21 protein-coding genes and 1 pseudogene are annotated in these 19,353 nt (G+C 65.4%); 12 read left to right on the plus strand and 10 right to left on the minus strand.

All coding sequences use genetic code 11. The features are described from left to right. Positions 1 to 24 precede the first annotated feature (24 nt). Positions 25 to 729 carry a helix-turn-helix transcriptional regulator gene (locus tag FJ867_RS16500; protein ID WP_140818019.1) on the plus strand — a complete coding sequence of 235 codons (705 nt, stop codon included), beginning with the start codon at positions 25 to 27 and terminating at the stop codon, positions 727 to 729. 63 nt (positions 730 to 792) lie between these two features. Here FJ867_RS16500 and FJ867_RS16505 read toward each other — a convergent pair whose 3' ends face one another. Further along, on the minus strand, positions 793 to 1,095 hold the full coding sequence (locus FJ867_RS16505) for a hypothetical protein (protein ID WP_140499120.1): 303 nt from the start codon (positions 1,093 to 1,095) through the stop codon (positions 793 to 795). Between the two features lie 174 nt (positions 1,096 to 1,269). On the opposite strand from FJ867_RS16505, the gene FJ867_RS16510 reads away from it, so the two are divergent. The 4 genes from FJ867_RS16510 to FJ867_RS16525 all read left to right on the plus strand — a co-directional run bounded on the left by FJ867_RS16510 (position 1,270) and on the right by FJ867_RS16525 (position 3,579). Next, positions 1,270 to 1,638, plus strand: a complete 369-nt coding sequence (locus FJ867_RS16510) for a hypothetical protein (RefSeq protein WP_140499122.1) — start codon at positions 1,270 to 1,272, stop codon at positions 1,636 to 1,638. Positions 1,639 to 1,793: 155 nt separating this feature from the next. Further along, on the plus strand, positions 1,794 to 2,390 hold the full coding sequence (locus FJ867_RS16515; protein WP_140499124.1) for a hypothetical protein: 597 nt from the start codon (positions 1,794 to 1,796) through the stop codon (positions 2,388 to 2,390). Then, the gene (locus tag FJ867_RS16520; RefSeq protein ID WP_140521415.1) at positions 2,387 to 3,007 is read left to right on the plus strand and encodes a hypothetical protein; all 621 of its coding nucleotides are present in this window, start codon (positions 2,387 to 2,389) and stop codon (positions 3,005 to 3,007) included. Before FJ867_RS16515 ends, FJ867_RS16520 begins: the two co-directional genes overlap by 4 nt. Continuing rightward, on the plus strand, positions 3,004 to 3,579 hold the full coding sequence (locus FJ867_RS16525) for a hypothetical protein (protein ID WP_140516193.1): 576 nt from the start codon (positions 3,004 to 3,006) through the stop codon (positions 3,577 to 3,579). The genes FJ867_RS16520 and FJ867_RS16525 overlap by 4 nt, the downstream gene beginning before the upstream one ends. Before the next feature lie 22 nt (positions 3,580 to 3,601). Here FJ867_RS16525 and FJ867_RS16530 read toward each other — a convergent pair whose 3' ends face one another. After that, positions 3,602 to 4,717, minus strand: a complete 1,116-nt coding sequence (locus FJ867_RS16530) for an ionic transporter (RefSeq protein ID WP_140521414.1) — start codon at positions 4,715 to 4,717, stop codon at positions 3,602 to 3,604. A 127-nt stretch (positions 4,718 to 4,844) separates the two neighbouring features. Continuing rightward, complete coding sequence (locus FJ867_RS16535) at positions 4,845 to 6,140, minus strand: hypothetical protein (protein WP_140817949.1); 1,296 nt, start codon at positions 6,138 to 6,140, stop codon at positions 4,845 to 4,847. 178 nt (positions 6,141 to 6,318) lie between these two features. Between FJ867_RS16535 and FJ867_RS16540 the strand changes: the two are divergent. Next, a pseudogene (locus FJ867_RS16540) lies at positions 6,319 to 7,311 on the plus strand (IS630 family transposase). Between the two features lie 6 nt (positions 7,312 to 7,317). Here the strand turns inward: FJ867_RS16540 and FJ867_RS16545 are convergent. From FJ867_RS16545 to FJ867_RS16560, 3 genes are all read right to left on the minus strand, one after another. Then, positions 7,318 to 8,334, minus strand: coding sequence for an ABC transporter permease (locus FJ867_RS16545; RefSeq protein ID WP_140516199.1), 1,017 nt, complete (start codon positions 8,332 to 8,334; stop codon positions 7,318 to 7,320). Beyond that, positions 8,331 to 9,896: a sugar ABC transporter ATP-binding protein gene (locus FJ867_RS16550; protein ID WP_140817951.1), complete on the minus strand. Its 1,566-nt coding sequence runs from the start codon at positions 9,894 to 9,896 to the stop codon at positions 8,331 to 8,333. The genes FJ867_RS16545 and FJ867_RS16550 overlap by 4 nt, the downstream gene beginning before the upstream one ends. 231 nt (positions 9,897 to 10,127) lie before the next feature. Beyond that, entirely contained in the window at positions 10,128 to 11,075 is a 948-nt protein-coding gene (locus FJ867_RS16560) for a substrate-binding domain-containing protein (RefSeq protein ID WP_140516203.1), read from the minus strand. A 318-nt stretch (positions 11,076 to 11,393) separates the two neighbouring features. Here FJ867_RS16560 and FJ867_RS16565 point away from each other — a divergent pair, with 318 nt between their 5' ends. Then, a complete protein-coding gene (locus FJ867_RS16565) occupies positions 11,394 to 12,086 on the plus strand; it encodes a RibD family protein (protein ID WP_140817955.1) in 693 nt (230 codons plus the stop codon). An 18-nt stretch (positions 12,087 to 12,104) separates the two neighbouring features. Here the strand turns inward: FJ867_RS16565 and FJ867_RS16570 are convergent, their stop codons facing one another. Then, on the minus strand, positions 12,105 to 12,995 hold the full coding sequence (locus FJ867_RS16570; protein ID WP_140817957.1) for an SDR family oxidoreductase: 891 nt from the start codon (positions 12,993 to 12,995) through the stop codon (positions 12,105 to 12,107). Positions 12,996 to 13,085: 90 nt separating this feature from the next. Here FJ867_RS16570 and FJ867_RS16575 point away from each other — a divergent pair, with 90 nt between their 5' ends. Then, positions 13,086 to 13,931, plus strand: coding sequence for a helix-turn-helix transcriptional regulator (locus tag FJ867_RS16575; RefSeq protein ID WP_181165261.1), 846 nt, complete (start codon positions 13,086 to 13,088; stop codon positions 13,929 to 13,931). An 84-nt stretch (positions 13,932 to 14,015) separates the two neighbouring features. On the opposite strand, the gene FJ867_RS16580 is transcribed toward FJ867_RS16575, so the two are convergent. Continuing rightward, positions 14,016 to 14,915: a LysR family transcriptional regulator gene (locus FJ867_RS16580; protein WP_140642047.1), complete on the minus strand. Its 900-nt coding sequence runs from the start codon at positions 14,913 to 14,915 to the stop codon at positions 14,016 to 14,018. A gap of 94 nt (positions 14,916 to 15,009) precedes the next feature. On the opposite strand from FJ867_RS16580, the gene FJ867_RS16585 reads away from it, so the two are divergent. From FJ867_RS16585 to FJ867_RS16595, 3 genes are all read left to right on the plus strand, one after another. Beyond that, on the plus strand, positions 15,010 to 15,894 hold the full coding sequence (locus FJ867_RS16585) for an aldo/keto reductase family oxidoreductase (protein ID WP_140728400.1): 885 nt from the start codon (positions 15,010 to 15,012) through the stop codon (positions 15,892 to 15,894). Between the two features lie 125 nt (positions 15,895 to 16,019). Continuing rightward, positions 16,020 to 16,751: a pseudouridine synthase gene (locus FJ867_RS16590; RefSeq protein WP_140516215.1), complete on the plus strand. Its 732-nt coding sequence runs from the start codon at positions 16,020 to 16,022 to the stop codon at positions 16,749 to 16,751. A gap of 143 nt (positions 16,752 to 16,894) precedes the next feature. Further along, positions 16,895 to 17,296 carry a VOC family protein gene (locus tag FJ867_RS16595; protein ID WP_140674365.1) on the plus strand — a complete coding sequence of 134 codons (402 nt, stop codon included), beginning with the start codon at positions 16,895 to 16,897 and terminating at the stop codon, positions 17,294 to 17,296. Between the two features lie 6 nt (positions 17,297 to 17,302). On the opposite strand, the gene FJ867_RS16600 is transcribed toward FJ867_RS16595, so the two are convergent. Next, entirely contained in the window at positions 17,303 to 17,884 is a 582-nt protein-coding gene (locus FJ867_RS16600) for a histidine phosphatase family protein (RefSeq protein WP_140817959.1), read from the minus strand. A gap of 219 nt (positions 17,885 to 18,103) precedes the next feature. Here FJ867_RS16600 and FJ867_RS16605 point away from each other — a divergent pair, with 219 nt between their 5' ends. Continuing rightward, positions 18,104 to 18,553: a universal stress protein gene (locus FJ867_RS16605; protein ID WP_140622858.1), complete on the plus strand. Its 450-nt coding sequence runs from the start codon at positions 18,104 to 18,106 to the stop codon at positions 18,551 to 18,553. 35 nt (positions 18,554 to 18,588) lie between these two features. Here FJ867_RS16605 and FJ867_RS16610 read toward each other — a convergent pair whose 3' ends face one another. Next, on the minus strand, positions 18,589 to 19,338 hold the full coding sequence (locus FJ867_RS16610) for a sulfite exporter TauE/SafE family protein (RefSeq protein ID WP_140622856.1): 750 nt from the start codon (positions 19,336 to 19,338) through the stop codon (positions 18,589 to 18,591). Between the last annotated feature and the right edge of the window lie 15 nt (positions 19,339 to 19,353).

Consider the following 19,353-nt stretch of genomic DNA (forward strand, 5'->3'; position numbering starts at 1 on the left):
ACGAAAGCAGCGCTTGTTGGTCACATGGGCGCCATGGTGAAAACGCAACTGTCGATCAAGGTCGGGGCGGCAATCCGCCAGGCGCGCAAGCAGCGCGGCCTGGTCATGCGCCACATCGCCGAGCACAACAACACCGACGTCGCCGCCGTCGGCAATTGGGAAACCGGTCGCAACCTGCCCAAGACGGAAAACCTCCTGAAGACTGCCGCCTTTCTGCGTGTCGACCCGGTCGCGCTCGGCAAGGGCGAGGTGGTTTTCCTCGACGATGCCGGACCGGTCAACGACGCCGAGATCGTCACCGACGCCGGGCCGCCCCCCGCCGGGCCGATGGACATCCAGGTGCTGGGCGCCGCCGTTGGCGGCGACGACGGCGATTTCACCTTCAACGGCGAGCCCGCCGGCTACGTCCAGCGCCCACCCGGCATCCGCAACCTGGCCAAGGTGTTCGCGCTGCATGTGCTCTCGGATTCCATGGTACCCCGTTACGAGCCCGGAGACCTGATCTATTGCGGCGGCCGCGATGCCGTCCCGGGCGATCACGTGGTGATCGAAACCTTCCCGGAAGAGAACGAACGCAACGGCAAGGCCTTCATCAAGAAATTGGTCAAGCGCACCGCCGCCGAACTGGTGGTCGAACAGTACAATCCGCCGAAGACGTTGACCTTCAACCGCTACGCCATCAAGCAGGTCTGGCGGGTCATTCCGTTGAAGGAATTGCTGGGCTATTGAGGGCGACGGGGCAATTCTTCCTCCCACAAGGAGAGCAGGCAAAACCCAGCGTCGATGCCACCCTCACGCCCGCCCCGATCCCTCCAACGGCATCTCGCGCTCGCTCAGCATTAGCGCCTCGCTGCGCACGCGCTGGCGCTCGTCGATAAACGCTGCCCGGATCTGGATCGCCGTGCCCGGCAGCCCGTCGGCGCGGCAAGCCGAGCAGACCAGCCGGCCCGAAAGCGCTGCCAGCGGGGTATTGCCAGTCACGCCGAAGCGCCGCAGCTGATCGGGCTTCCACCACCTGTTGCGGCCGCAATCGGCGCATTCGACCGATATCGAAACGACATCCGCAATCACTGATCCCCTGCCCGTCAATGCCATCGCGGCTCGCCTCTTTTGTTCCTTGTTTGTTCACATATTCCTGCGTTTTGAAACGAGAGTCGAGTCGCATCTTTCAGGGCTCCGCAAAAGTTTCTCTTTCGCTAATTTTTGAGTTATGCTTCTATATAGCTTGCAAAGCCGAGTCGGCGCGCGTGCAGCACCCCGGGAGAGACGATGGACGCCCTTGCCGCCGATTTCGCTCACGCCTGCGGCTATGGCGGCGACAGTCACGCTCTCATCGAGGCTTTCGTGAGAATCCGCGAACACGGCATCCGCCAGGCGCGCCTCGGCCATTTCAGGCGCAAGGCGGTCGTCGACGCGCTGAAACAATCGGAAGCACTTTTCCTGGCGGCGATCGGCCCGGCGCTATCGGCACAGGAAGCCATCGAGGACGCCGCCCGCTTCATCGCCTTCTGGCGCAACATGCCGCGCTGGCGCCAGGAACGGCGCCTGGCGGACCTCGCCAGGGCCAGGCAACAACGCCTGCTGGCGCGCTTCTTCCGCCGCTACGGCCACCGCATTTGGGCCTTGGAGGCGGCATAGGCGGGCTCGCCAAGCCGTCGGCGACCACACTGCGCCACGAGAGAGACGCAGCCACGAGAAGAGCTGGGCAATGCCGCCATTTGCGGGTTCCCATCCGCGCGTTTTCTTCCTAGATTGCCTGCGGGTGGCTGATCGTTCGACGTGCATATCAGGGAATGTTCAAGACTGCCCGTTCAAGAGTCCAGGCCTGGATGACGGCAGGCGCGGGAACCATCGCCGCGCTGTTGGCGGCCGGCCTCATGGGCGCCTTTGGCGCCCTGCCCGCTCACCCTCCGCCGCAACTGCCGTCCGATGCCGCCATCGATGCCGGCCGCTGGCGCATCAAACCGGTGCGTGCCTATGTCAGCCATGCCGACATCCATGGCGTGCCGCTGAAACCGGGCCAGAAGGCACTGGTGCTGGAGGCCGACATGACCAACCGCACGGCCGAATCCAACAAGGCCTACTTCGCTGTCTTCAAGCCGGAGGGAATCACCCTGCCGGACTCGATGCCGATGATCGCCCTGATACGCGATTCGACCCTAGCGCCGGAACTGCACCCCGGCATGACCGAGCGCCTGGCCTATGTCTGGCCGCTGGCCGGCGACGCCGCCGTGCCGCCGACGCTCGCCTTCGGCGTCACCGCGGAGATCTTCAAGCCGCGCGACAATCTCTACGGCACGCCCGGCTGGTACAATCCCTACCGTCTCGGCACCGTGACCTTGCCGCTCGCCGATATGCCGGCAACGGACACGCCGGGAGCCGGCTCATGAGGATGCGGGTCCTCGGCAATCTCGCGATTCTCGCCGCCACCGTGGCGCTGAGCTACGGTATGCAGCTTTCCAAGCCGCATTATGCCGACCTCACCGCGCCCATCCCGGTCGACGGCGCCATGCACGACACGGTGCGGGCACGCAGCTTTGACGTGCGGCTTGACGAGGTTGTCTTTGCCCGCGCGCTGAAGACCAACCAGTTCGGGCAGCAAAAGCTTTTGACGACGAGCGGCGTGTGGGCGGTGGTGACGACCAGCCTCACCGCGACCGACGCCTCCATCACGGTCGCGGACGGCACCTGGCAAGGTCCGACCGGTCTGCGCTACCGCCAGACGGAGCGGCTGGGCTATCGCCAGGACATGCCGCCGCACGGCGTCGATCCCGGCTTGCAAAAACGCGGCCTGTTCGTCTTCGAAGTACCGCCCGACCAGATCGGCGGCGCCAGGCTGCTGGTCTCGGAACGCCAATTCGGCGCGCTCGACGCGCAGGCCCGCATCAGCTTCGACGGGTTGTCTGCCGGCGCCGATGGAGAACCGGCCGGCATCCTGCCGCAATACGATCTGGATGCACCACCGGGCCAGACTTCTCCGGGCCAGACACCGCAGGGCAAGCCATGAGCGCCGTCGCGACCGACATGGGGCCGGCCGCCGAGCGGCAGGTCGAGAAAAAATGGCGCAGGCGCAGCCTGGCGGCGCTTGTCATCCTGCTGCCGCTGGCGCTGGCAGAAACCAGCCATGACAGCTTGCGCGAATGGCTGGGCGGCGAAGACCTCATCGCCAGGGATGTCGAGTTTGGCCAGTCCGCGCACTTCGGCGGCAGCGACTGGAAGCTGGCGGACCTGCGCGGCGGCAAGGCCGGCCGCTTGCCCGATCAGGCCTTCGCCGTCATCGCCACCTTCTCCGTCACCGTCGGCGATCCCGACTTGCAGAAGCAATGGCTGGGCTGCAGGCTGATGCTGACCGATGCCGCCGGCCGCCGCTGGCTCCCCGACATGATTTCGGGCGTCAGACTGCCGGACGGCGTGATGAACTGCACCTCGGCGATCTTCTCCGGCGCCAAGACAGGCGACGTCATCACCATCGGCGACACCTTCATCGTGCCGGAGGATGCCATCAAGACCATCCGTCCCGCCATTGGGCTGGGAAGCGGGCGGCCGTGGTACCTGCGGTTTCAACGGCCGCCGAAGTAGCGACAGCGCCGGCAGTCCGGAGTCACGGCACGGCGATCAACAGGACGTAGGCAACAAAGACGACGAGGTGAGCAAGTCCGGTGAGAACCGTCGTGCGTCCGGTACTGAAACTTACGACACTCACCGCAAGGGCCAGAACCAGCAAAATCACGTCGCTCGGACCGAGACCGAGGTTGAGCGACTTTCCGGTGATGAGGCTGGCCGCCGCCACTGCCGGGATCGTCAGTCCGATGGTCGCGCACGCCGAGCCCAAAGCGACGTTCAATGCGCGCTGGAGCTCATTCCCCCACGATGCCTTGATGGCGGAGATCGCCTCGGGGAGCAGCACGACAAACGCAATCATCGCGCCGACGATCGCATCCGATTGCGGGATCTGCAGGTAGGTAAGGCCATCTTCAACGCCAGCCGCGACCCGTTCCGTCAGCAGGACGATCCCGACCAGTCCCAGAAGCAGGAAGACGAAATGCGTTGGCACGCCGTGGACCTGCGGAGAATGGCTTTCCGGAGCGCTTTCACGCAGCTGCACCTCCAGGAAGTCCTCTTTCTGGCTGTAGCTCTGGGCGAAAACGAAACTGCCGTAGAGCAAGAGCGACAGCAGCGCGACGAAAGCCAGTTGCGTGGGAGAAAATGTCCCGGGGCTGGTGGCAAGCGTATAGTTCGGGAGCACCATCGTCAGCACCGTGATCGCGGTCAGCACCGAAAGAAAGGAACTTGTGCCTTGCCTTCGGATGTCCTGGTGGCGGTGCCGCCACCCGCCAAGTGTCAGGCACAGCCCCACGATGCCGGTGCAAACGATCATGACCGTGGAGAACACGGATTCTCGCGCCAGGGTCGGATTGTTGGCGCCATGTCGCATCATCGAGACGATGATCGACACTTCGATCGTCGTTACGGCCAAGGTAAGGACCAGGGTGCCGTACGGCTGTCCAACACGTCGGGCTATCGCCTCCGCATGTCGCACCACGGCAAAGACGGTTGCCAAGGTAAGGATGATCGATATGCCGGCAACGATCACCACAATCGCCGTCCGATCTTCGATCGGCTCTATGTTCGATTGCAATATCAACGCCAGCGCGCAGCAGACCACAGGCAGGCCGAAGGTCATTGCCTCACTTCGACGGCGGAAGAAGTAAGTCATGCCATTCTCTTCGATCTTGCGAGTGCAAACAGGCGGTCTGTTTACGAGACCAGGAAAGATCGCACTTTCGCCCCATCGCACGTACATGGCAAGGCGCGGCAAGGATACGCTACGGCCGTTCCCGTCGCTACCGGGAACGACCGCCCGTCTCACCCGTCCCCTTGGAAAGCGAGAACGCCGTCTCCAGGACGGCGGCGAGGAAGCAGATGCGCAGCGGCTCGATGAGGATGCCGGTGGAGGAATCCTGGAACGGGCTGCCGAACAACAGCGTCACGCCATGCGACAGGATCTGCCAGACGTCGAGCTCGTGCGGGCCGATCAGCCGCGTCGCGCCGAGCCACAGCCAGGCCGCGCCCCAGTCGAGCAGGCGATAGCCGACGATCAGCGTACACAGCAATACGAGGCTGGAACTCACCGTCAGCCGCACGCCATTGGCGATCGGCAGATAGCGCGAGCGGTAGCCGGCGACGAAATGCTCGACGAAATCGCGCAGGAATTTCGGCAGGCCGGCATAGCGCTTGCCGACGCGTTCCAGCCGGCCGTGCACGCGCATCAGTGCCGTATCGTCGCGCACATCATAGCCATAGATCAGCGCCGCCATCACCAGCCAGATCAGCGGCAAGAGCATGTAGAAGAACAGGTTGACGGCGATCGTCGAGGGCGCGATCGAGGTGATCTCGAGCGGCACCATCGGCGCGGCCGTCGCCGCCGGCACCGGGCTCGCCAGCCCGTCGGCCGACGCCTGCAGAACCGACCAGAAATTGCGGCTCATCAGCCATTGCAGCGCGCTGTCCTTCCAGCGGCTGATGACGTAGAGGCCGACGAAGATCCAGTTGGTCTCGCAGATCACCACCACGATCTGCCAGAACGAGGCGGCGCCCGTTTTCGCCTGCATGAACTTGGCCAGCCGGCGCACCAGCCAGGACACCGCCACCGAGACCAGCAGCCAGCGCGAATCCAGCACGTCCAGAACATTGGCGCTCTGGCCGAAGCCGGCCTGGTCGAGCGTTTCGCGCGAATATTGCCGCACGATGTCGCCGAGGAACCCCCAGGCCGCGTAATAGGCGAAGAAGGGTAACAGCGCGATGGTGATCATGCGCACCAGCCGCGAACCGCGCCGGTCCGCGGTTCCCTGCCCCTCGGCGACCGTGGCCTTTTCCGCGCCACGCTGCGCGGCCAGCACATGGGGCAAGCCGGGACGCAGCACATGGAACATCGCCACCGTCACCACCAGTTGCGCAAGCGCCACCAGCGTCAGCATGGCGAGCCCGGCGAAATGATTTGCGAGCGCCACCTTGGCCGCCAGTTGCAGCAAGAGATCGCCGGCCAGAACACCGGCCAGCACCAGCACGACGAGCTGCGGCCAGAACCGCCGCAGCAGCGAAAAACTCAAGCTGATCGGTCTGATGATATCGGCAAACATGAGGTTCTCTCAGAATGCCACCCGCCCGAAATCCTTCTAGCAAAGGGGGGTTGTTTTGCAAGAAAGGTAGCGAGCTCTCCTGCCTATGGCAGAGCGGCGATTCCCCTTCTCCGACGACAAGGGAGAAAGAATTAGAGCATTTCCTATTTTGGGAGAATCGTAGGATTCCCAAAACCGGATGTTTGTGATTCAAGATGCTGGCTGGATTGGAGGCCAGCATCTGATGACGCGAGCGCTTTCAAATGATCTTCGTGAGCGTGCAGTAGCGGCAGTTGTCGACGGGGAGACCTGCCGTGCGGTTGCCTCGCGCTTTGGCGTTGCGGTTTCCTCTGTGGTGAAGTGGTCGCAGCGTTACCGTGCCACCGGCTCGGTGGCGCCGGGCAAGATGGGCGGACACCGTAAGCGCGTTCTGGAGCCCCATCGGGCTTTCATTGTGGAGCGGATCAATCAGACCTCTGAACTGACGCTGCATCGGCTGAAGGACGAGTTGGATGCGCGCGGGATCAAGGTCTCGCACAATACGGTGTGGCTGTTCTTGAGGCGCGAGGGCCTGAGCTTCAAAAAAAACGCTGTTCGCCCTTGAGCAGGCACACGCCGATATTGCCCGCAGGCGTCAGCGATGGCGATCCTGGCAGACCGGCCTCGATCCGCAGTGCCTGGTCTTCATCGATGAGACCTGGATCAAGACCAACATGGCTCCGCTGCGCGGTTGGGGGCCGAAGGGCAAGCGGCTGCGCGGCCTGGCTCCGCACGGCCACTGGCGCACGCTGACCTTCCTCGGCGCGCTGCGCTGGGATCGGCTCACAGCGCCTTGCGTCTTCGACGGCCCGATCAACGGCCAATGCTTCCGGGCCTATGTCGAGCAGCAGCTCATCACGGTGCTGAAGCCCGGCGATATTGTCGTCATGGATAATCTGGGAGTCATAAGTCGGCGGCCATCAGGCAGATGATCAAAGCTGCCGGCGCCAGGCTTTGGTACCTGCCGCCCTATTCCCCGGACCTCAATCCGATCGAGCAGGCCTTCGCCAAGATCAAACACTGGATGCGCCAAGCTCAGAAACGTACAATCGAGGACACTTGGCGCCACATCGGCCACCTCGTCGAAACAATCGAGGCAGCCGAATGCAGGAACTACTTCGAAAACGCAGGCTACGCTTCCGTCAAGATATGAAACGCTCTAGCGCCTCACCCGCGACTTCAGCCAGCGATCGAACGCCACCGCCAGGATCAGGATCAGGCCGATGACGATGCTTTGCGTGTAGGACGAGACGTTGTTGAACTGGAGCCCGTTCTGTAGCACGCCGATCAGGGCGGCGCCCACCACGGTGCCGCCCACCGAGCCGATGCCGCCGAACAGCGAGGTACCGCCGATGACGACGGCCGAAATGACCGTCAGCTCGTAGCCGATGCCGGCCACCGCTTCGGACGAATTCAGCCTGGCCGACAGCACGAAGGCGGCGAGCCCGGCGAAGAAGCCGACGATGACATAGACCGAGACCAGGATGCGGTCGACGCGCAAGCCCGACAGCCGTGCGGCCTCGGCATTGCCGCCGACGGCGTAGACGGCGCGTCCATAGCGCGTGTAGCGCAGCACGATGTGGCACAGGATGGCGGCCGCCGCGAAGATGATCGCCGGCACCGGCACGGGGCCGATCAGCCCGGTGCCGAACCAGCGCATAGAAGCGTCGAAGCCCGAGATCGGGCCGCCATTGGAGATGGTCAGCGTCAGGCCGCGAAACACGGTGAGCCCGCCAAGCGTGACGACGAAGGGCGGCACTTTCAGCCTGGTGATGGCAAAGCCCTGAACACCGCCGGCCACCGCCCCCACCACCACGGCGGCGAGCAGCGCCGCGAACCAGCCATAGCCCTGCGTTCCCGACGTCGACAGCGACAGTGTGTTGGCGGTGCCGCCCTTGGCGACCACGGCCGCCACCATGCCGCAGAAGGCGAGCAGCGAGCCGACCGAAAGATCGATGCCGGCGGTGAGGATGACGAAGGTCATGCCGAGCGCGATCAGCCCGGTGATCGATATCTGGCGGGTGATGTTGAACAGATTGATCGGATCGATGAAGCTCGGCTTCAGCACGGTGAAGACGACCACCAGCGCCGCCAGGAATAGCAGCGGCCCGAAATTCATCAAGAGCCGCGCAATGCTGATGCCGCCACGCCGGCTCTGCTCCTCGGCCACGCTCATCGTGCCTCCTCCTCAACCGCTCCCGGCTGGTCGAGTGCCATCAGTTCCATCAGTTTTTCCTCGCTTGCCTCGATGCCCGGCATCTGCCCGGTGATGCGCCCCTTGCGCATGGTCACGATCCGGTCCGACACAGCCAGCACTTCGGGCAGCTCGGACGAAATCATCATCACCGCTATGCCGCGCGCTGCCAATTGCACCAGGATCTGGTGCACCTCGGCCTTGGCGCCGACATCAACGCCGCGCGTCGGCTCGTCGACGATCAGCACCTTGGGGTCGCGCGCCAGCCAGCGCGCCAGGATCACCTTCTGCTGGTTGCCGCCTGATAGGCCCTCGATCGCCTGCTCGGCCGACGCCATGCGGATCGATAGCATTTTCCGGAACCCCGCCAGCGCATCACGCTCGCGCCGCTCGGCCATGAAGCCGAAGCCATTGCTGAACCGCCCGAGCGAGGCGACGGAGAAATTCGGCAGGATGCCGAGCGCGGCGAAGATCGCCTGATGCTTGCGATCCTCAGGCACCAGGCCGATGCCGAGCGCTATGGCATCCGCCGGCGAGGCCGGCGCGATGGGCCTGCCGTTGAGCGTGATCGTGCCGCCCGCGATCCGGTCGGCGCCGAAGATGGCGCGCGCCAGCTCCGTGCGACCCGAGCCGACGAGGCCGGCGACACCCAGGATCTCGCCGGCCTTGAGGTCGATATCGACGCCGTCGAGCACGATGGCGTGCGGCGCTTCGGGATCGCGCACCGTGCGCAACCCGCGCACCGACAGCACGACGTCGCCGGCCACCGTGCGCTGCGCCGGCCGCGCATAGAGCTCGGACGCCGCGCGGCCGACCATTTTATCGATGATGCGCGGCAATCGGATCGGCCCGCCTTCGCGGTCGAGATTGCCGGCCAACCTGCCGTCCCGGAGCACCGTCATGCGGTCGCAGATGGCGGCGGCCTCCTCCAGCCGATGGGTGACGAACATGATGGCGACATGGTCCTTGCGCAGCCTGTCCATGATCGACAGCAGCCGCTGCACCTCTGTCTCGGTTAGCGCTGATGTCGGCTCGTCCATGATGATCAGCCGGCTCTTCAGCGACAGCGCCCGTGCAATCTCGACGAGCTGCTGCTCGGCCACCGAAAGCGCCGAGACCGGCGTCATCGGATCGATCGTGAGGCCGACGCGGGCGATGATGATGCGGGAGTCCTGCTCCATCTTGCGCCAGGAGACGAGGCCGAGCGGACCGGTCGGGGCGCGGCCGATGAAGATGTTCTCCGCCACCGTCAGCGTCGGGATCAGGCTGAGTTCCTGGTAGATGGTGACGATACCTAGCCGCTTGGCATCCTGCGGGCTCGACGGCCGGTAGTCGGCCCCGTCGAAAATGACATGCCCGCTGGAAGGCGGCATGACGCCCGACAGGATTTTCAGCAGCGTCGATTTGCCGGCGCCGTTTTCGCCGAGCAGGCCGAGGATTTCGCCGGGCCTGACGTCGAGCGAGACATCGTTCAGCGCGGTGACGCCGGCGAAACGCTTGGTGACGCCCTCGACGGCGAGCAGGACGGGTGCGGCTTCAGCCATGGAATGGGTGCTTCCCTCGATGCAGTTTCCGGACCCGTCGGCGCGTGAACACCCCCCCTGTCCTGCCGGACATCTCCCCCGCAAGGGGGGAGATTGGCTGTCTGTTCCGCATTCTCCAATTTTCAACGCCGCAATGAGAATGCGGACATCGACACTGCCGATCTCCCCCTTGCGGGGGAGATGGCCGGCAGGCCAGAGGGGGTGCTGCCCCGCCGACCTCTCCATGCGAGCTCACTTCGTCTCGTTTAGCCTCTCGGCCTTGTCGAGATTGTCCTTGCCGATGACGATCGGCGTCAACAGCACCAGCTTCTCCTTCGGCTCCGTCTTGTCCCTAGCGTAGGCGACGGCGATCTGCACGGCGGTGCGCGACTGCTGGCCGGGGAACTGTTCGACCGTGCCGGCGAGCTTGCCGTCGCGGACCGCGACCAGCGCTTCCGGCAGCGCATCGAAGCCGTAGATCTTGACGTCGGTGAAGTTGCGCGCCGCGCAGGCTTCGAGCGCGCCCAGCGCCATGTCGTCATTGGCACAGACGATCGCGTCCGGCTTGCCGTTGGCGGCAAGGCCGGCTTCCGTCACCGACAGCGCCTCGGCGCGGGCGAAATTGGCGGTCTGCTCGAAGACGATCTGGTACTTGTCCTTCAAGGGATCGAGCACATTGTGCACGCCCTTGTTGCGGTCAATCGCCGGCCCGGCGCCGGGCTGGCCCTGCAGATGGAACAGTTTCGCGCCGTTGGGGAATGCCGCCACCACGGCCTGCGCTTCCGCCTCGCCGCCCTTGACGTTGTCGGCGCCGACATGGGCGAGAATGCCCTCGACGCCGTCGACGCGGCGGTCGATCGTGACCACGGGAACGCCCGCCTTGACCGCTTCCTCGATGGCCGGCGCCAGCGCATTGACGTCGAGCGGCGAGATCACGATGGCGTTGACCTTTTGCACCAGGGCCGCCTCGATGTCGGCGGTCTGCTTGGTGGCCGAGTTCTGGCCATCGCTCTCGGTCAGGTTGACGCCTTGCGTGGCGGCTTCCGCCTTGATCTCGTTCAGCATGTGCACGAAGAACGGAAAGCCGAGACTGGGCACCGAGCCGAGAATGGTGAGCTTGTCCTGCGCAAATGCCGAGGGCGCGGCAAGCACCATGGCGCCCGCGGCCACGGACGTCATCAGGAATTCACGTCTGTTCATGGGATCCTCCTCCACAAGAACGCACGGCCCCGGAAACCGGGACGGTTTCAGGAAGGATCATGCGTCGGTTCAAAGTGTTGGAGCATCCTCCTTGCGTTTGCTAACGCATGCCGCTCCAGCTGATCGCCGTTGCAAAAACTGCCTCCCGTCGGCACCAGCAAACGGATGCTAGCCCAGGCTCAACCATTTGTGCAACATCGATATAACAGGGCCAGACGGCAATGGTCGGAATTTGGATGAGCCGGGTGCCCAGCTTCCATTCTCCGGCGCTGGCCCTAGTTTGAACCGCGCCTGAGCCCATTCCCTGGAGACACCCGCATGAAACCGCACATCATCTGCCATATGATCGCGTCGCTGGACGGCAGTCTCCACCCGAGCCGCTACACGGCCAGCCCGGACGGAACCCGGGCCGAATGGTCGAGCCTCTACGAGCATATCCATAATGATTTTGCGGGCGACGGCTGGATCGTCGGCCGCGTCACCATGGCCGAGATGAGCAAGGCCGGCGCGCACCCGCCGGCCGATGCGGGCAAGGTCGACCGACCCTATCATGCCGCGCAAACCGGTACGGGAAGCTACGCGGTGGCGCTCGATCCATCGGGCAAGCTCCACTTTTCCAAACCCGACATTGGCGGCGACCATGTCGTGGTGCTGCTTGGGCACGATGTCGCCGACAGCCACCTGGCCGAGCTCGCCGCCGACGGCGTGTCCTATATCGTGGCGGAGACGGCCGACATGGATCTCGGCCGGATGCTCGAAGTTCTGAACCGCGAATTCGCCATTCGCCGGCTGCTGCTTGAGGGCGGCGCCGGCATCAACGGTTCCTTCTTCGCGGCCGGCCTTGTCGATGAGCTCAGCCTTCTCGTCGCTCCCGCCCTTGACGGGCGGGCGGCGAACCAGGGTTTCGTCGAATTCGGCGAATCCGGCCTCGCGGGCAAGATGCAACTGTCGCTCAAAAGCTGCGAAGCCCTCGCCCACGGGCTCGTCCATTTGCGCTACGCCGTCGGCTGACGACGCTTTATCGGCGCATCATGCGTCGTACCGCATGGCCTCGAGATCGGCGATCAGCGTCGGGCCGGTCGGCTGCCAGCCGAGCCGCGCCCGGGTCAGCGCGCTGGAGGCCGGTAGATCCATCGGGGCGAACATTGCCATCCAGCCGAAATGCTCCGCCGCCTGTTCCGGAGCGATCGAAACGACCGGCACGTTGAGGCCCCGCCCGATCACCTCGGCGATCGCGCGCACTTCGACGCCTTCCTCGCCGACCGCGTTATAGCGCGCGCCGGGCTGCCGCTTTTCCACCGCCAGCCGGTAGAGGCGCGCCGCGTCCAGGAGATGGCCCGCCGCATAGCGGTTGCGGCCCTCGCCGACATAGGCCGAAACGCCTTTCTGGCGCACGATTTCGATGAGCGGCGTGATGAGCCCTTGCTTGACCGGGTTGTGAACCTGCGGCAGCCGCACCACCGAGACGTTGACGCCGGCTTCCAGCAAGGCATTGCCGGCGAGCTCCGAGGCGATGCGCGGATTGGGATGGCTGGCGTTGAAGACGTCCTCGCTGGCAAGCTCGCCATGTCCGGGGCTGCCCACGCCGACGCCGGAAGTGATCACCAGCGGCCGGTCGGATCCGGCCAATGCCTGGCCGAGTGCCGCGATGACACGGCTATCCTTCTCGCAATTCTCGGCAAACCGCGAAAAATCATGGTCGAACGCCGTGTGGATCACCGCTTCCGCCTTTGCCGCGCCGTCGCGCAGGCCCTCGGGATCATCGAGCGTTCCCCGATGCACTTCGGCGCCCGCCGCCGTCAGCGCTTCGGCCCCCGCTTCGGAGCGAGTGACGCCGACCACCTGATGGCCCGCCTTGATGAGCTCGGCAACGAGCGCCGAGCCGATGAAACCGGTCGCGCCGGTCAAAAAGATACGCATGCGAATTCTCCTGCACGATTGCCTGCGCAGTATCGCCGGTCTATTATTCCATTAAAGTAGTGATCTTATCGTGGTATAATGGCTAACAGGATGCCCACCAATTCCGCCGGTTCGCTCGCGGCGTTTCTGAGAGACCGGCGCACCCGGCTCGATCCGGCCTCGTTCGGATTTTCAGGGCGCCGGCGCACGCCGGGGCTGCGCCGGGAGGAAGTGGCCCAGCGCGCCAACATCAGCCCGACCTGGTACACATGGCTGGAGCAGGGTCGTGGCGGCGCGCCTTCGGCCGATGTGCTGAACCGCATCGCCAAGGGGCTGATGCTGACCGAGGCCGAGCGCGAGCACCTTTTCATGCTCGGGCTCGGACGCCCGCCCGAGGTTCGCTATATCGGCGCGGAAGGCATCAGCCCCCGGCTGCAGCGCCTCCTCGACACGCTTGAAGCGAGCCCCGCCTTGGTCAGGACCGCTACCTGGGATGTCGTTGCCTGGAACCGCGCCGCCCAGGTCGTGCTGACCGATTACAGCGCCCTGCCCGCAGACCAGCGCAACATTTTGCGCTTCATGTTCCGCAGCCCGGCCATCCGCGAAAAGCAGCACGACTGGGAAAACCTCGCCCGTTTCGTGGTGGGCGCCTTCCGCGCCGACGCGGCGCGTGCCGGCGCGGTGTCCGAGGTACGCGAACTCGTTGACGAACTGTGCAGCGCCAGCCCCGAATTCGCCGCCCTGTGGCGCGAGAACGACGTGCTCAGCCATGGCGACGGAACCAAGCGGCTGAAGCACCCGGTGCTCGGCGACATCGAGCTGGAATATTCGGGATTCGCGGTCGACGGCCGCCCGGATCTGAGCCTGACCGTCTACAATCCGGTCGACAGCGCGGTCGCGGAGCGGATTCGCGAGCTGGCGAAGCGCGCCAAGGTGTCATTGGACCCGCCGCGATGATCCCTGCTCGTTCCTGGAACATTCCAGAAATGCGCAGCGGGTTGCGTCCTGCCATGCGTCCCATGAAACCGTCATCGGGGCGCCTTACCACCGCATCCCGCCGACAAAGTCGATGAATGCCCGCAGCGGCGCCGGGATGAGCCGGCGGCCCGGGTAATAAAGGAACGGGCCGGAAAACTCCTGCCACCAGGGCTCCAGTACCGGTTCGAGCCGGCCATCGTCGAAATAGGGGCGCAGCCAGTCCTCGAACAGCGAGACGATGCCGCCGCCGGCGACGGCCACATCGAGCGCAAGCGCCATAGCCGTGCCGGTGCTGACCAGCAGCGGCCCGGTCGGCTCGACGCTCACTATCTCGCCGTCGCGCTCGAACTCCCAGGGCGGCGTCAGGCCGCTGGCGAAGCGGCCGCGCAGGCATGCGTGATCGAGCAGGTCGCGCGGATGGTCGGGCCGGCCACGCCTGTCGAGATAGGCCGTTGCGGCAGCGGTGGCGAAGCGCTGCCGGCGCGGGCCGATCGGTACGGCGATCATGTCCTGCTCCAGCCGCTCGTCATAGCGGATGCCGGCATCGCAGCCGCTCGCCAGTATGTCGACAAAACTGTCCTCGGCGGTCACCTCCAGTCTTATGTCGGGATAGGCGGCAAGGAAGGGCGGCAGAAGGCGCGGCAGAACCAGTTTCGCCGCCACGACAGGCACGTTGAGCCGCAGCGTGCCGGCCGGGCGGCCGCGAAAGCCGTTGACGACATCGAGTGCTGCCTCGACCTCGCCGAGCGCGGGGCCCAGCCGCTCCAGCAGGCGTGCGCCGGCCTCGGTCGGTGCGACGCTGCGCGTGGTGCGGTTGAGGAGCCGCACGCCGAGCCCCGCCTCCAGCCGCCGCACCGTTTCGCTGAGGCTGGAGGCGCTGACGCCGCTGACCCTGGCCGCCTCGCGAAAGCCGCCGGCGCGCGCCACCGCCATGAATGCCTGGAGGTCGCCCAGATCCGCCATTGTTCGCCTTTTCGCACAGCCTGTGCCGATTGCGCCATATTATCGCGCAAGCGTGCATTGTCTATATCTGGCCGATCCACAGGAGATTGAGACCATGACTGACATCAGCAAGGCCGGAACATTCAAGCTTGGCGACCGCATCGTGAAGCGCATGGGCTACGGCGCCATGCAATTGGCCGGACCCGGCGTGTTCGGCCCGCCGAAAGACCATGACGGTGCACTCGCCGTGCTGCGCGAGGCGGTGGCGAGCGGTATCGACCATATCGACACCAGCGATTTCTACGGTCCGCACGTCACCAACCTGATCATCCGCGAGGCGCTGCACCCCTACCCCGCCAACCTCACCATCGTCACCAAGGTCAGTGCCCGGCGCGGCGCCGATGCATCGTGGATCCCCGCAATGTCGCCGCAGGAACTGACGCAGGCCGTGCACGACAATCTCCGCAATCTGGGACTCGACACGATGGAGGTCGTCAACCTGCGCTCCATGCACGGCATACACGGCCCGGCCGAAGGCTCGCTCGAACCCCAACTGAATACGCTCGCCGAACTGCAGCGTCAGGGTCTGGTGCGCCATATCGGCTTGAGCAACGTCACATCAACCCAGATCGCACAGGGGCGCGGCATCGTCGACATTGTTTGCGTGCAGAACCAGTACAACATCGCGCATCGCGAGGATGACGCACTGATCGACGAGCTTGCCGCGGCCGGCATCGCCTATGTGCCGTTCTTCCCGCTCGGCGGCTTCACGCCGCTGCAATCCAGCACGCTGGCCGATGTCGCGCAAAGACTCGGCGCCACGCCCATGCAGGTGGCGCTCGCCTGGCTCCTGCGTCGCGCGCCCAACATCCTGCTCATCCCCGGCACCTCGTCCATTGCGCATCTCAGGCAAAACATCGCGGCGGCGGAGCTGGAGCTGCCAGCCGACGCGCTTTCCGTGCTGAACGGGATCGCGGACGAGACCGAGCAAGCAGCCTAAGCCGGCGCGACTAGCGCTTGCCGGGCGGCACCGCTGTCCGGCAAGATCCCGACCTCGGCGGCGGCTTGCGCAGCCGTCGCCGGCCATGGCATCTGGTCCGGTACAACGGATCGATCCGAAGCAGCATGGCTCCACGACCACCACGACCCGGCGTCAGCCTCAACCGCGCGCTGTCGAAGCTCGGCCTGTGCTCGCGCACGCAGGCCGAGCGGCTGATCGCCGAGGGCCGCGTGCGCGTCGGTGGCAAGGTCGCGCGCGATGCTTCCCTGCGCGTCGATATGAATCGCGACCGCATCGCCGTCGACGGCGAAAAAATCGTTGCCGAGCGCAAGGTCTATCTCATGCTCAACAAGCCGCGCGGGCTGGTCACGACCCGCGACGACCCGCTCGAGCGCGACACCGTCTATGCCTGTCTTGAAGGGCTTGACCTGCCTTTCGTCTCGCCGGTCGGCCGGCTGGACAAGGCGAGCGAAGGCCTGCTGCTGATGACCAACGACACGCGCTTCGCCAACCGGCTGATGGACCCGGCCTCGCACCTGCCCAAGACCTATCATGTTCAGATCGCCACGGTGCCCGACGCGGCGGTGCTGGAAGCGCTGCGCGCCGGCGCGCGTATCGACGGCGAGACCTTGAGCGCCAACTCGATCGAGCTGCTGCGCAGCGGCGGCCGCACCGCCTGGCTGGAGATCGTGCTCGACGAGGGCCGCAATCGCCACATCCGGCGCCTGCTCGCCGCCCACGGCATCGAGGTCAAGCGCCTGATCCGCGTGGCCATTGGCCGCTTGCCGCTCGGCGATCTCGCCAAGGGTACGGCAAGGCATTTGACGCCCGATGAATTGGCGCTGCTGGCGGGGTGAATAGGCGCAGGGTTGGCACTGTCGTTCGGCATATCTGAAAATCGCGCCGGCACTTCCGTCTCCTGACGGAAAGCTGTCAGGAGCCCCGGCCTATAGAAGGCCGGGAGCCCAGCCGCGGCTTCGACGATCAAGGAGCCAATGCGATGAATTTCGTCTCTGTCCGCATCATCACGTCCGATGTCCAGCGCCTCGTGCGCTTCTATGGCGAGATCACCGGCATGCCGGTGACGATGTACACGGAGGACTTCGCCGAACTGGCGACGCCGGCCTGCACGTTGGGGATCGGCAGCACGCGCACCCTGATGCTGTTCGGCAGCGACATCGCCCGCCCAGCCGACAACCGCACGGCCATAATCGAATTCCGAGTCGGCGACGTCGATGCAGAATTTGCCAGGCTGGCGGAAACCATCAAGGGCGCAATTGTCCAGGAGCCTGCCACCATGCCTTGGGGCAACCGCTCGCTGCTGTTCCGCGACCCGGACTGCAATCTGGTGAATTTCTTCACGCCTGTAACCGCCGAGGCGATCCGGAAGTTCGACAGCTAGGCCGTCCTACTTCCCGTTCCATTTGCGCACCACCGGCTCGCCGAGGTCATGCTCGTAGCCGAGCACGCTGATGCTGGCCGTATCGAGCACGAACAGCGCGCCGTCCTGCGGCGGCAAGCCGAGCCAGCGGGCGGTGAGCACGCGCAGGAAGTGCGCGCTGGAAAAGATCAGCGTGTCGGCGTTGGCCTCGCGCAGGCGATCGATGATCCTGTCGGCGCGGGCGCCCACATCGGCCGCCGTTTCGCCTTGCGGGCAGCCGTCGCGAAAGACGTTCCAGCCCGGCCGTTCGGCCAGGATTTCCCTGGTGGTACGCCCCTCATAGGCGCCGTAGTCCCATTCCTGCAGGTCGTCTATCTTGACGCTTTGCGCCCCGAAGCCGGCAAGCACGCTGGTGTTGTAGGCGCGTTGCGAGGGGCTCGACCACACGGCCGAAAACGGCAGGCCTTTCAGCCGATCCGCCACACCCCGCGCGGCGGCCTCGCCGACCGCCGTCAGCGGCATGTCGGTGCGGCCGGTGTGCTGGCCCGAAAGGCTCCACGCCGTCTCGCCATGCCGGACCAGATGGATTTGAGGAAACGCGCTGCTCATGATGGGCCTTTCGAAGTTGCCGCACCTTAGAGGACGATGCGGCGAAGGGAAATCCGGCTGGCGCGAAAGTCCGGGGGTGGAACGCTCGTTTGGGCGCGGTCCACGCGATGCCCACCACATTCCCTGGCCCTGATCCCCGCCGCATTGGCACAATGACTGGGCGCCGGGCATAACTATGTGTGGTCCATAGTTCACCAAGCACGATAGGTCACGATCATCATGTACAAACATCTGCTCATCGCCACCGACGGGTCGGAACTGGCCGACAAGGGCGTTGCCCACGGCCTCGGGCTGGCAAAGGGCCTCGGCGCCGCCGTGACCTTCGTCACCGTCTCGGAACAATTCCCGATCTTCGCCTGGGGCGGCGCCATGGCCGGCTACGCCGCGGGCGATGGGCTGGCCGCCTATCAGGAAGAAGCCCGCAAATACGGCAAGGAGGTGCTCGACAAATGCAAGGCTTCCGCCGAGGGGCTGGGCGTGTCGGCCAAGGTCGTGCACATCGAGGACAGAAGGCCCGCCGAGGCGATCCTGGAGCTGTCGCAGACCGAACGCTGCGACCTGATCGTCATGGCCTCGCACGGCCGCCGCGGATTGGGCAGGCTGCTTCTGGGAAGCCAAACAGCGGAAGTCGTTTCCTACAGCGAAATCCCGGTCCTGGTGGTGCGGTAGGCCGGTCCGGCCAGTCGGCGTTCGGCAAGCGGTGCTCAAAACGCCGCTTCGGCCACCAGATAAAATCCCAGCGCCAAGAGCCCGGCGAAGAACACTTTGCGAAAAGTCTCGACGCCCATGCGCTGGCGCAGCGCCTGGCCGACAGCCATGCCGGCGAGCGCGGGCGCCAGCACCGCGACCGAACCCGCCAGCCCGGCCGTCGGCGAGGCCAGGGCGCCGGCCCTGAACAGCCCGATGGCCAGCGCCGCCGTCGACACGGTGAAGGACAGGCCGAGCGCCTGGATCAGCTCTTCCCTGCCCAGCCGCAGCGATTGCAGGTAGGGCACCGCCGGAATGACGAAGACGCCGGTGGCGCCGGTGACCAGGCCAGTTGCCACCCCGACCAGCGGCGATAGCAAGGCCTCGTGGCGTGGCGGCGTTGAGAAGCCGGCCTTGGCGAGGCCGAGAACGGCATAGAGCATCAGTGCCACGCCGAGCGCGCCGGACGCGGCCACCGTATGCGCGCCGGTGAGCAGGCCGGCGCCGGCAACGGTGCCGATCACCACGCCGGCCATCATCGTCCATAGCCGCCTGACGAGCCCGCCGAACGAAGGACCGGTGAATAATTGCCACAGGTTGGTAGCCAGCGACGGGATCAGCAGAAGCGTGGCCGCCTCGGCCGGCGCGATGGTCACCGCCAGCAGGCCCATCGCCACCGTCGGCAGGCCCATCCCTACCACGCCCTTGACGAAGCCGGCGGCAAGGAAGACGGCGCAGATCCAGGCGACGGCGGCGGCGCTCAGCATGATGGCGTGTCCGGC

It is taken from the genome of Mesorhizobium sp. B2-5-3 (assembly GCF_006441005.1).
Taxonomy (GTDB): domain Bacteria; phylum Pseudomonadota; class Alphaproteobacteria; order Rhizobiales; family Rhizobiaceae; genus Mesorhizobium.